The sequence below is a fragment of the Candidatus Nitronauta litoralis genome, from assembly GCA_015698285.1.
GTDB lineage: Bacteria > Nitrospinota > Nitrospinia > Nitrospinales > Nitrospinaceae > Nitronauta > Nitronauta litoralis.
In genome coordinates this window covers 2,255,899-2,268,374 of the sequence record CP048685.1, presented here as the reverse complement: position 1 = coordinate 2,268,374, position 12,476 = coordinate 2,255,899, and the positions used below count along the sequence as shown (strand labels likewise).

Below are 12,476 nucleotides of genomic sequence, written 5' to 3'. Positions count from 1 at the left end.
TTATAAAAATTTGATCAAAGGGAGAACATAATGAGGAAGGAAAATATTCTGATAACTGGAGCAACGGGCTACATAGGACACAGCCTGGTACAGCGCCTGACCGAAACCAATTTTCCCGTCCACTGTCTGGTTCGCGAAGAAAGTGTTGAAAAGCTCGATCCCAAAGACAAAACCAATATTCGTATTGGAGACCTTCTCGATGCCGAGAGCCTTTCCTCCGTTTTTAAGGGAATCGACATTGTTTATTATCTGGTCCACAACCTGGACAAAAAAGACAACTTCGAACAACTAGAAAAAAAGGCTGCAATCAATTTCGTTACTGCTGCAAAAAAAGCGGGTGTAAAACGGATCATATATCTAGGCGCTCTTGGTAACCCGGAAGAGAAAGACTTGTCCCCACATTTAAAAAGCAGAAAAGAGGTGGGCGAAATCTTAAGGGGATCGGGAATCCAGGTCATCGAATTCCAGGCTTCCATTATTATTGGTTCCGGGAGCCTTTCGTTTGAAATGGTGCGAGCCCTGTCCGAAAGACTGCCGGTCATGATCATGCCAAAATGGGTCAGCGTTCTGGCCCAACCCATTTGCATACGCGATGTCCTGGAGTATCTGGTGCAATCCATTTATCTGGAAACAAAAAACAACGAAGTGTTTCAGATAGGCGGGCGCGATAGGGTGACCTATAAAGATTTGATCTCTACCTATTCAATAAAACGCGGTTTAAAAAGACTGTTGATTCCTGTTCCAGTCCTCACTCCCGGGCTATCCAGTTTATGGCTGGCTTTGATAACTCCGCTCTATGCACGGGTGGGTAGGAAATTAATTGAAAGTATTAAAAGCCCGACAATCGTGCAGGACCGGCTCGCAAGTTCGGTCTTTCCCAATATCCACCCCATGGGAATGGAAGAGTCTATCGAATACGCACTTAGAGAAAAACCAATTGATATCAAAATTCAGGGGCAACAGGCTTATTAAAATGGGCATGTTATTAATATGATATAGTTTCTAGTATGGTCGGAAGTTTTTATACCGCCACCCTATACAGGAATCCTATGAAACCCTTCGCTCTAATACGCATCTCCATTTTTCTTCTTGCCCTGCTTTTAGTTCTTCCGGCATGCGGTTCAAAAACACGGGATGAATATATCCAGGAAGGATTGGTCTCCATCGAAGCCAATCACGTACAGGATGCAAAAGTCGCTTTCATGCAGGCGATCGATGCTGATCCAAAACACGCCGAAGGCTATTACCATCTGGGCAGCGTCTTTAATGTCCAGAAAGAATATGAAAATGCAGTAGAACAGTTCACCATTGCCATCCGTATCGACCCCACCCATTTCGACGCCCACTACAGCCTCGGGTATGCTCTTGAACAACTTGGAAAAAAAACCGAAGCTGAAAAAGAATACGCTATCTTCAGACGCCTCAGGAAAATGTCCAAAAAACTGGAAAATAAACGGCAGCAAACAGGATGAATAACCGGAAACCTGTCAGGTGGATCGCAGCCGTGTTGGTCATCGGTCTTTTGGCTGGCTGCGGTGGTGGGTTTTCCAAGAAGACCAAACCGCCTGTAGCCGGTGAACACTTTCCCCAACAAAAAACAAGCGACCTCCCCCAGAACGCAGTTGAAGAAAACAACGAATCCTTTCCTGAAGAGGATGTTGAAGAAAAAATCATAGCGCAATCCCTAGCGCCCCCATCGCGACCCGTATTCCAACCCACATCACTTCCTACCGGTTCGCCTTACCATCCTTCAGACCTGTCGCAGTTACCGACAACAATCAACCGGACGGATCGCTCTACCATGGTACTGGTACCGAAAGGATCGTATCTTGTTACTAACGCCAGGCGGGTTTCGGGTGGACCCTTCGGCAACAAAGAGGCACTCTACCCCGTGCCGATGCCAGCGTTTTACATCGACCAACACGAAATCACCGTGTCGCAGTTTAAACGTTTATATTCGGAATACGATGAAACCGCTTTTACCGGGGGTACCCCCTGCCCAAACTGCCCGGCAATGGGCATCACTCTGGAAGAAGCGGAATCCTATTGCGCCCGAACGGGCAAGCGGCTGCCATCTGAAGCACAATGGGAAGCCGCAGGACGCGGCACCCGAAACCAACCCTATCCCTGGGGCAAACGGTTCGAATCAGATCGTGCCAACCTCAGCGGCGACAAGGATGGTTCCAAAGGACCCGCCAATGTGGGGTCGTTTCCTACGGGAGCGAGTGCTTTCGGATCAATGGACATGATCGGCAACGTGTGGGAGTGGGTCAATAGCGGAGAATCTACGGTAGCGTTCAAGCCTATGCTGGGAAAAACGCTTTCCGATAAACTGGAGGAAACCCGATCCACATCAGTTCCTTCACGGCCCAAACGGATGGGACTGGTCAAGGGAGGAGGCTATCGGACCACGCCGATGGTTGCGATTCTATCAACTCGGCATCGAGTCCCGGCCGACATGCGCAACCCCACCTTCGGCTTCCGCTGCGTCAAACCGCATCTTGGGAACTGACTTCTGGACTCTTAAAAAACTCTGAAACTCACCTTTGCTTTTGGTTTTATACAATGTTCCCTCTTGTAAAGAGGGTGATTATTTTGGACTGGCTTAGGCGTAGTCCGAACCTTGCGAGTTACGCGTTTGCAATCCATGGCAAAACTTCTTCTACTTTCGGGTTAAGGCCCGACGCTCTCCGAACAGAATTGCCCACCATCATCAGGCATTCCCTTTGGATATAGAAAGGAAGGCGGCCACCACCCCAAAAGAGGTCTTTATTCCAGTATTTCTGAAATGCCAGGGCCAAAGAAGTTTATCTTTAGAAAAATCATATAAGCGCACACAATTTGAGAAGGCCGTAACTTGGCTTTGGCAGGGGTAAAGTCAAGTTACGGCCTTTGAACCGCGGTGGCTCAGGTTTTGATGAGGGCGAACGCTTAGGAACAACCCGAGGTCGCACCGCAAGAAACGCATTTCAGGCAGGTCCCGTTGCGGACCAGTGTCATCTGTCCGCATTCTCCGCAAGGATCGCCTTCGTATCCTTTTAATTTTGCCAGCACCACTGCGGTATCGGCTTTCATCACAGCAGTCGCAGACGATTCGCCCTTGGCGTGCCCATTGCCATTCCCGTGACCATTTCCATTTCCATTTCCGTTACCATGGCCATTGCCATTACCCGGAGTTGCAGGTTCAGGAGATGTTGATTCCAGTTTCGGATCAGATCCATCAAGCTGTTCTCCTCCACCATCCGGATAATCCGTGTCATCATCGAGGAGTTCTCCCCCACGCTGCAGGGCATCGGCTCGCAAGTCTTCCTGTGTCACCTGCGCCAGATCATTTCGACCTAGATAGGTAATCGCCAGCTCGCGGAAGATATAATCAATGATCGAAGTTGCCATCGTAATTTTGTCATTGCCGGTGACGATTCCGTTTGGCTCGAAGCGGGTGAAGACAAACGCATCGACGAATTCTTCCAGCGGGACACCGTGCTGCAACCCGAGGGAAATAGCAATCGCGAAGCAGTTCATCAGACTACGGAAGGCGGCGCCTTCCTTATGCATGTCGATGAATATCTCGCCGAGATCTCCGTTGTCATAATCACCCGTGCGAAGATAAATTTTGTGTCCGCCCACCACCGATTTCTGGGTATACCCCCGGCGGCGCATCGGCAGTTTTTCGCGCAAACCCTTTTTAACATCCCGTTCGATGTATTTAACAATCGTTCGAGCTGCCTTGACCGGATCCTGCCGGACTTCTTCTTCGTCCAGATCGTCGAAAGCAAAATCTTCGCGGGCCACAGAGTTGAGCGGCTGACTGAGCTTCGACCCATCGCGGTAGACGGCGGTGCCCTTCAGCATCAGTTTCCAGGACAACATGTGAGCCTTTTCAACTTCCTCAATGGTAGCTTCATTCGGCATGTTGATGGTTTTGGAAATCGCTCCGGATATAAACGGCTGGGCAGCGGCCATCTTGTAGATGTGCGCTTCGTGCCGGATAAAGCGTTTGCCGTATTTACCGCATTTGTTTGCGCAATCGAATACCGGGTAATGCTCGACTTTCAAGTGCGGTGCCCCTTCAATCGTCATGGTGCCGCAAACATGATCATTCGCTTTCTGGATCGCGTCTTCTGAGAAACCGATTTCCTTGAGCAGGTTGAAGTCCAGAGCATTCAGGCGGTCCTCGCTCAGGCCCAGCGTGTTCTTGCAGAAGTCTTCACCCAGCACAAATTTGTTGAACGCAAACGTGATGTCAAACGCTTTGGGCAGTTCGCACTCAATAGCCTCGATCAATGTATCGGTGAAACCTTTTTCCTTGAGCGATTCACGATTGATACCCGGCGCGTTTTCAAAGCTGCCGGCGCCCACGCAGTAAGCGACGATGTCCTGCACCTGATTGTGGGTGTAGCGCAAATTGCGAAGCGCAAGAGGCACGGACTGGTTGATGATTTTGAAATAGCCACCCCCCGCCAGCTTCTTGTATTTGACCAGCGCAAAGTCAGGTTCGATCCCCGTTGTATCGCAGTCCATGACCAGGCCAATCGTGCCGGTCGGAGCGATACAGGTGGTCTGGGCGTTTCGGTAACCATACTTTTCTCCCATCTCCAAAGCCTTATCCCACGCCTTGCAGGCGGCTTCCCGCATATATTCCGGGCAGAAATCAGGATCAATAGCTTGTGGCAGTGTGGTCACGCCTTCGTAATCATGGGAACCAGAATTGTAGGTGGCACGACGGTGGTTGCGCATTACACGTAACATGTGCTGGCTGTTTTCCTCATAACGAGGAAATGCTCCCAGTTCCTTTGCTATTTCTGCGGAAGTGGTATAGGCAACCCCGGTGAGAATTGAAGAAATTGCGCCGGTGATAGCCTGCGATTCATCAGAATCGTAAGGAGTGCCAGATACCATCAACACCGTACCAAGGTTGGCATACCCCAGACCCAGAGTGCGATATTCAAAACTTTTCTGCGCAATAGATCGGCTCGGGAACTGAGCCATCATTACTGAAATTTCGAGAGTGATGGTCCACAACCGGCAAGCGGTTTCAAAAGCGGGAATGTCGAACCGGCAGGCTTCGGCATCGAAAAAGCGCATCAGGTTGATAGACGCCAGGTTGCAGGCGGTATCGTCCAGGAACATATACTCCGAGCATGGATTCGACGCGTTGATGCGGCCGCCTTCGGGGCAGGTGTGCCATTCATTAATGGTGGTATCGAACTGGACACCCGGATCAGCACACATCCACGAAGCTTCATTGATACTACGCCACAGGTCACGGGCCTTAAGTGATTTGGTCGGTTTTCCGGTGGTCCGTCCTATAAGGTTCCAATCTCCATCCCGCTCCACTGCCAGCAGGAAATCGTTGGTCAGACGAACCGAGTTATTGGAGTTCTGCCCCGCGACAGTTTGATAAGCTTCGGATGTCCAGTTGGTGTCGAACTCTTCAAATTCGATATCCTTGACGTCCTGTTGGCCCAGTTGAATGATACGAAACAGGTAGTTTTCCGGAACATAATCACGGCAGGCATCCCGTAAAGCTTTCTTCAGTTTCTTGTTCTTTTTGATGTCGAACCGCTCGGCGTCGTTGTCCCAGGCCCAGCATGCGGCAAGAACAGCCTTTAAATGTTTACGGCAGATCTTGCTGCCCACAGCCAGAGCAGCTACCTTGCGCTCCTCTTTCACCTTCCATTCGACGTATTCCTCGATGTCCGGGTGGTCAACATCCAGAGTCACCATTTTGGCTGCCCGACGGGTTGTGCCTCCGGATTTAATCGCACCGGCAGCGCGATCTCCGATTTTAAGAAAACTCATCAGACCGGACGATTGTCCTCCACCCGACAAGGGTTCACCTGCTCCCCGCAATTTAGAGAAATTGGTGCCCGTTCCGGATCCGTATTTGAAAAGACGCGCTTCATGGGTCCAAAGATCCATGATGCCGCCCTCGCCTACAAGGTCATCATTAATCGCCTGAATGAAACATGCATGCGGTTGCGGGCGCTCGTAGGCTGTTTTAGATTTCTGAGTGACACCAGTTTCTGAATCGGTGTAGTAATGGCCTTGTGGGGGTCCTTCGATACCATAGGCCCAGTTCAGCCCGGTGTTGAACCATTGCGGAGAGTTGGGGGCTCCACTCTGTGTGGCCAAAAGCCAGAACATTTCGTCATAGTAGTTTTTGGCGTCCGCCTCGGAAGAGAAAATACCTTCTTTCCAGCCCCAATAAGCCCAGCAACCGGCCATACGGTGGAACACCTGCCGGGAATCATCTTCTCCTTTAAATCGCTCCGATTCGGACAAGGAGGCCATCGCTTGGTTATCGGGTTCGGAAGGGCACAACCATTCCGGAACCCCTTCTTCAACCTTGCGCCGGGTTTTGGCAGGAACTCCCGCTTTGCGGAAGTATTTTTGAGCCATGATGTCGACCGCTACCTGGGACCAGCCCTCGGGCACAACCACCTTGTCCATTTCGGAGACTACAGAGCCATCTGCATTGGTGATTTTGGAAGAACGTTCTTCGAAACGAGGACTTCCGTGGGATTTTTCTGTAGTATCTGTGAAGTAGCGGGGGATTTGCATTTAGAGCTCCGGCGGGAAAAAGTTTCTAACTATTGTGTTTAAAGGCCTTTTATAATCTGTCATGTTGCCAAACAGGATAACGACCCTCCATACGCCATATTTTGTACCGGTCAAAATTATGGCCACAACATGTTGTATTGTCAATGATAATTTTCGGCAGGAACAGCATACCAAATTTTAAGGATTCGGAAACCTTTTCAAAATAAGTCTTTAATAATCAAATGTCTTTATTTCCGGTTCCTGCTTCTCAAAATGTTTCTCACAGCTAATAACGGGGTACAAAATAGGGTATAGGCTTTTCACCCCTGATTTAAGCCTTAACAAGGGTGGAGACCTTCTAAAAGCCTGATATTTTGGCTTTAATTCGATGGCAAGGCGGGAAATTATTTAAAATAAGCCTTGGAACCCTGTGGACTTCGGGAAACCCCTGAATTTATGCAGGATTTTTTGGTGAATGGTCAGGAGATTCAGACCTTACGAGGCTAAAATGTGGCGCCGGTAGACCAGAACTGAACAAGAACAAAATATAGTGTCTCCGATTCTGTAAAAACAGTATTTTTATCTGATTTCGGGTTAGTGTGACCTGAGTATCCCCCTTAATTAACGAGAGCTTTGCACAATTTGAAACAAGGTGCGCACCATTGCGGGGCCACTGCGACGAAGCAATAGAGCCGGGCAACGCCCGGAAGAAATGGACAACCCCCCTCTGGGTCTACCCCTTCGAGACACGAAAGTTCAGGGAAAATACCACGACTGCGCTCCCTCTGGTCGCTCGCGATCACTTTTTTTTGACTCGGTTGTTTCAGAACAACACTGCTTTGATACCGGGATTATGCCAAGGTCTCTTAGTTAATCGACTTGAATTCACTTCGCTTGCAATCCATACCATTTCACATTTATAATTTTTTATAGACCTGCTTATCGAATATCCAATAATCTTCAGCATTGTACGCTATTTATTTATTCATGAACTGGCGCGAGGGTGCCATTTTTCCACCTCCCCTCCTGCCAGAACAAATCTACCGGCGCACCTTGTAAGGAAAACTGGATGAATTACATCAAGCGCTTGGATTCTGTATTTGCAGCCAAAGTTATTACTCTCCTTTCGCTATCCATTTTTTGGTTTTTTTTCACATTCAATTCTTCACGCGACGAATTTTCTCACGAAGCTGCCAGTGTTTTAAAATCTTATGTGGCGTTAATTCTATTAACCCAGTTTATTATTATTTTCTCTTTAAGGGCAGCTTCCCTGAAAAAGATTTCACGCAGCTTGTTCCCGATATTTTCGACCCTTAATATTTTCTCTCTATACATTACTTTTGAAACAAACTTTATTCAGTTGGAGTCCGGGTATCAATTGGCTGTTTTATTGCTGGCTGTATTTATTTTCCATGCGATGTATCAACAAATAGCACACGACCCCGGCACCCGGGTGATCACACCGATAGCGGCTATATTGCTGGCACTTTATGGAGGCTTTTTCCCTGATTTAAAAAATTCACCGCCTTTACAGGAAGCCCCGAAAAACATCCACAAGGTCTCGTTTAATAAAACACCAAATATTTATTTTGTGTCCTTTGATTCTCTTATTCCAGAAGCGGTCGCGAACAAATATTTAGGACTTAAGTCCATTGCATACCCGGATATCTTGAGGCAATACAAAGCCCGCATCTTCAAAAATGCATTTGCCGATGCCGTCCCCACCCAATCATCCTTAAACAGCCTGATTGCACTTGATATCGGGGAATGGAAAAAAAACCAACAGCATCCTTTAAAGTATCTATTAGGCCATTCCAATGGGGCTCTTTATCAAATCTTAAAAGCTAATGGTTATTCGCTAAACTTTTTTTATACCGATCATTATTTTGGTACAGAAAAAGGGCCTTATCTGGACAACTATTTTACTATGAGCAATTACCCCCATTGCCGTTTTCTAACTAAACTGACGCAGGAATTTGGCTTCTTTGGAGTCTGCCACTTCTTAAAGGGAAGTCTCAAAAAAAAGACCTCTTCGGAACTGGCTCAGGATCTGCTCGATTTCTGCCTATCAAAATTTTCGTCCCAAATTAAGAATGGCTCGCCCAACTTTAACCTGGCTTATTTGATATCACCAAAACACACGCCAAAAAACTTTGTTTACCAAAAGGCATCTGACCTGGAGAGCTATAAAAAACGATTCGACACCAACAGCAAGAGTGTTGCATTGCAAATAGAAGCATTAATTAATTTTGTAAGACAGAAGGACCCAGGTGCCTTATTGTTTATCTTTGGGGATCATGGCGCTTACATGTCACGCAGGCTAAATCATGCTGAGAATATGACTTTTATCCAACAAGATCGGCATGGAGTAATGGCAGCATTTTATCCTCCTCAGGTCTGCGCCCAGTCCTTTGACAACCCATATTCACAGGAAGTGGTCACGATCTCACAAATTGGCCTGATGATGATTCGCTGCCTTGCCAACGGCCAGGAGCCACTAATGTCCCCAAAAAAAATGGGCGCAGAAGCAGTTAAACCTTTTTTAGGGTACCAGTATGAATAATTTAAAAACGCTTCAAAAAATCTGCACATTTTTGACCCGACAACCCGTTCTCACTTCAATGCTAAAAAGGGTTCGTGGTCAGAGTCAATATTCAGAAATGTCCTTAAAAAAAACCGGGGGCCGATACCTGGACATCTTTTTCCTGACATTTTTTCTTTTTATCGCCGGGACAAAAAATGCTTCAGCCTATATTGACCCAGGAACAGGCGGGATGATTATTACAGCCATTCTGGGGTTTCTCGGTGCTATCAGTTATACAGCACGAAAATACTATGCGGCCTTGAAGAACTGGTCACAGGGGAAAAAACCAGAAAGTGATACTGAGGAAAAATCCGATTAACTCGAACCGGCTTTTTTGGACATGACAATTCAGGCAGATGCAGGTTCATTCCGGGACCCGGGCAACAAGGTCTACCGCATAGGGAACAGTGTATTGCGTGGAATGGACCCGGCATCAATGGAATGTTTCAACCGATTGAACAAAGAAAACTTTTACCAGGAGTTCCTGAAAAACAATTTTATCGTCTCCGCAGTTCCGCAATCCCCAGAAAATAAATATGCAACAGAGATTTTAAAATACGGCTGGGCAGGAGTCCTCGAGCATGATTTGATTCCCTTTATCTCTTATCCCTATGAATGGACTTTTTCCATGCTCAAGGACGCGGCGTTGCTCCAGTTACACCTCATTGAATCCTCTCTTGAGCACGACTGGACCTTGAAAGACGCAACATCCTACAACATCCAGTGGAATGGCATTCTCCCTATTTTTATCGACACTCCTTCCCTCGTCCAACGAACCAAGGGCGAGCAATGGGTCGGGTATCGTCAATTCTGCATGCTGTACTTGATCCCCTTAATGCTCAAAGCATATACAGGAATTCAGTTCAATCCTCTGCTGCGATCCCAACTTGACGGTGTTAGCCCTATCGAAGCCGCAAACTACTTCAAGGGTCTCAATCGTTTTAAGAAAGGAGTCTTGACGCACATCATATTTCCAGCAACAGTGGAGACTCGGATCGTCAAAAACAAACAAATTGCCAGCGCCCAAAAAAGAATTCAGCATACCCGGGCCATGGTTTTGGGTCTGGTCCAGGGACTACAAAGACTGGTTCAAAATCTCGAGATAAAAATGGAAGATACCGTTTGGTCACAGTACGACAAGACCCATTCCTATATGGAAGATGCCTTCAATAATAAAAAGCTGTTTGTTGAAAAATATGTGTCGCTTCACACAAGACGGTTAACCTGGGACCTGGGATCCAACACAGGAACCTTTTCAGAAATCAGTGCCCGGCATTCGGACTATGTCGTCGCGGTCGATGCAGATCATGATGCAGTGGAAAAGCTTTATCGGAAAATGAAGAGAGAGAAGCAATCAAAAATCTTGCCTCTGTTCATGGACCTATCCAATCTATCGCCAGGTCAGGGGTGGAGAGGAGCTGAAAGAAAGGCTTTTGATAACCGCGAACAACCAAGCCTCGTGATTTGTCTGGCTCTCATCCACCACATCGTAATATCCAAAAATATCCCGATAGCATTCTTCCTGGATTGGCTGCGAGAGTTAAACTGCGAGGTTATCATCGAGTTTGTTACCCCGGAAGATGAAATGGTTCAAAAGTTATTGTCTAATAAAAGCGGATTTAATCCAGACTATGAACTTGAAACATTTATACGGGAAGCGAGTGAGCGATTTAATATAGTCGACCAAATGCCTTTGAAAGATGCAAAACGGCACCTGTTTTATTTGACTCCCAACCATTAGGCCTCCTCTAGAAAAAGACTTTTGCAAAATTCGAAAAACAAAAACGAGAAAATTTGCGGTCGCTCACAATAATTGAAACTAAAACAGGATTCCTGTGTTCTCAATTATCCAGAATCTCGACTTGTACCTTGCCCAGGAATTCCATCAGCTTGATCGCTCCCTGGTAATTGCCCACCGATAATTTGATATGGGTCGCATCCACTGCGTCCTGCCCAAAAGTCGGGTCCAGCGCACGCCATTCCCCCACATACACCTCCGGCCATGCGTGATACAGAAATCCTTTATATTTTTTTGAATACACCAGACCGTTCACCACCCGGGTGGGAATCCCCTCTGCCCGCGCCAACGCTGTGAACAGGTTGGTATGAGACTGGCATTCACCTCGTTTACTGTTCAGGGCATCGAGGGCCGTAAAAGCGTCGACCATGACTTTTTCAAGTTGTTCATGAACCCAGCCATTGATGAGAAGAGCGGATTTCCATGCATCTGTTTCCCGGCCAACAATCAACCGGGCCTGACCACGAATCAGGCCATTGCGTGACTGGATTTCCGCTGCTTCTTCCAGGTATTTTGGGTCTGGAACATCCGTCACCGGTCGTTTCGGTCCGGGGTTTTGCATCGCCCTTTCACGCTGGATCAATACCGTTGCCATAAATCCACCTTGCCCATCCGGCTCAGCTTTCAATATCTTCTGACGTTGATCCTGCGGCACCGAGTCCGCTTTTTGCAGCGCCGACATTTTCAGCTTCAGGGTTGACAAGTTACCGGGGTTTTTTATTGCACGATTCGGTGTGACCAGACTCAGCGTGATGAAATTGGATACAGAGATGGCTTTTTTATCGAGTTTCTGTGCAAGGTTTTTGTCTTCCTGCAAAGACTCAAAACCCTGCTGGGTACTTTCGCGCAAAACTGATCCATCGGGCGTGACCCACAAGGTCGTTTTCATTCCTCCGTATTCCTGCACCACAACAATCGCATCGTGACTTTGTCCTTTAATGTCCACTTTTTCATGACGGAGAATGGCGTACGTCATCGGAACGATCATCTGGAATGGTTCAATAAAAAGTTTGAGCGTTCCCTTTTTGCCTATATCAAGACCTCGGTCGAGAATATTCAACCAGGCCGTGGAAGATGGCACAACATCCACCGGGAAATCCATCGATTTAGTTTTCTGATAACCACTGGTAGTCACCTCGTATTCCAGCTTGTCATTCACCCGTTGTCCGAGGACCCGCTGCCGACTCCCCATAATTTCCTGCAGCAAAGAGAATTTTTTTAACTGTAGATTTTCATCCAGAGTGGTGATCTGGCTGATAATAGTAGTCTGGTCTTCTCCACCCGCATGTAGACGAAAAAACACACGAGTATGGACCTCAAGATCCTTGCCCTTATGTTTTACCTGACTGTGCGTGAATCCCAGCTTGTGACCTTTGAAATAGGTCCCAGACCATTCATCCCGTTCCTGAACAGCCAGAGGGGACGCTGCCAGTGCAGGAAGACCTGCGACCAGAATTAACAAAACCAAAATCAGTAATGCTGTTTTTTTCATGAGACAAGATTAACAGGGTGACAACAGGAAACACAAGTTGCCAAAAGGAAATATCCAGT

Annotated in this window: 8 protein-coding genes; 6 read left to right on the top strand and 2 right to left on the bottom strand. The window is 47.4% G+C overall.

Features of this window, described 5'->3' with window-relative positions:
* The first annotated feature begins 30 nt into the window (after window positions 1-30).
* From G3M70_10385 to G3M70_10375, 3 genes are all read left to right on the top strand, one after another.
* Entirely contained in the window at window positions 31-972 is a 942-nt protein-coding gene (locus tag G3M70_10385; GenBank protein QPJ62256.1) for an NAD(P)H-binding protein, read from the top strand.
* Window positions 973-1,049: 77 nt separating this feature from the next.
* Window positions 1,050-1,472, top strand: a complete 423-nt coding sequence (locus G3M70_10380; GenBank protein ID QPJ62255.1) for a tetratricopeptide repeat protein — start codon at window positions 1,050-1,052, stop codon at window positions 1,470-1,472.
* A complete protein-coding gene (locus tag G3M70_10375; GenBank protein QPJ62254.1) occupies window positions 1,469-2,512 on the top strand; it encodes a formylglycine-generating enzyme family protein in 1,044 nt (347 codons plus the stop codon). Before G3M70_10380 ends, G3M70_10375 begins: the two co-directional genes overlap by 4 nt.
* Window positions 2,513-2,931: 419 nt before the next feature.
* On the opposite strand, the gene G3M70_10370 is transcribed toward G3M70_10375, so the two are convergent.
* Window positions 2,932-6,564 (bottom strand): vitamin B12-dependent ribonucleotide reductase, encoded by a 3,633-nt coding sequence (locus G3M70_10370; GenBank protein ID QPJ62253.1) that lies wholly within the window; start codon window positions 6,562-6,564, stop codon window positions 2,932-2,934.
* 1,048 nt (window positions 6,565-7,612) lie between these two features.
* Between G3M70_10370 and G3M70_10365 the strand changes: the two genes are divergently transcribed.
* The 3 genes from G3M70_10365 to G3M70_10355 are packed head-to-tail and all read left to right on the top strand — an operon-like array spanning window position 7,613 to window position 10,868.
* On the top strand, window positions 7,613-9,106 hold the full coding sequence (locus G3M70_10365) for a hypothetical protein (protein ID QPJ62252.1): 1,494 nt from the start codon (window positions 7,613-7,615) through the stop codon (window positions 9,104-9,106).
* Window positions 9,099-9,446 (top strand): hypothetical protein, encoded by a 348-nt coding sequence (locus G3M70_10360; GenBank protein QPJ62251.1) that lies wholly within the window; start codon window positions 9,099-9,101, stop codon window positions 9,444-9,446. Before G3M70_10365 ends, G3M70_10360 begins: the two co-directional genes overlap by 8 nt.
* Before the next feature lie 21 nt (window positions 9,447-9,467).
* Complete coding sequence (locus G3M70_10355) at window positions 9,468-10,868, top strand: hypothetical protein (GenBank protein ID QPJ62250.1); 1,401 nt, start codon at window positions 9,468-9,470, stop codon at window positions 10,866-10,868.
* A 100-nt stretch (window positions 10,869-10,968) separates the two neighbouring features.
* On the opposite strand, the gene G3M70_10350 is transcribed toward G3M70_10355, so the two are convergent.
* Entirely contained in the window at window positions 10,969-12,417 is a 1,449-nt protein-coding gene (locus G3M70_10350; protein QPJ62249.1) for a hypothetical protein, read from the bottom strand.
* Between the last annotated feature and the right edge of the window lie 59 nt (window positions 12,418-12,476).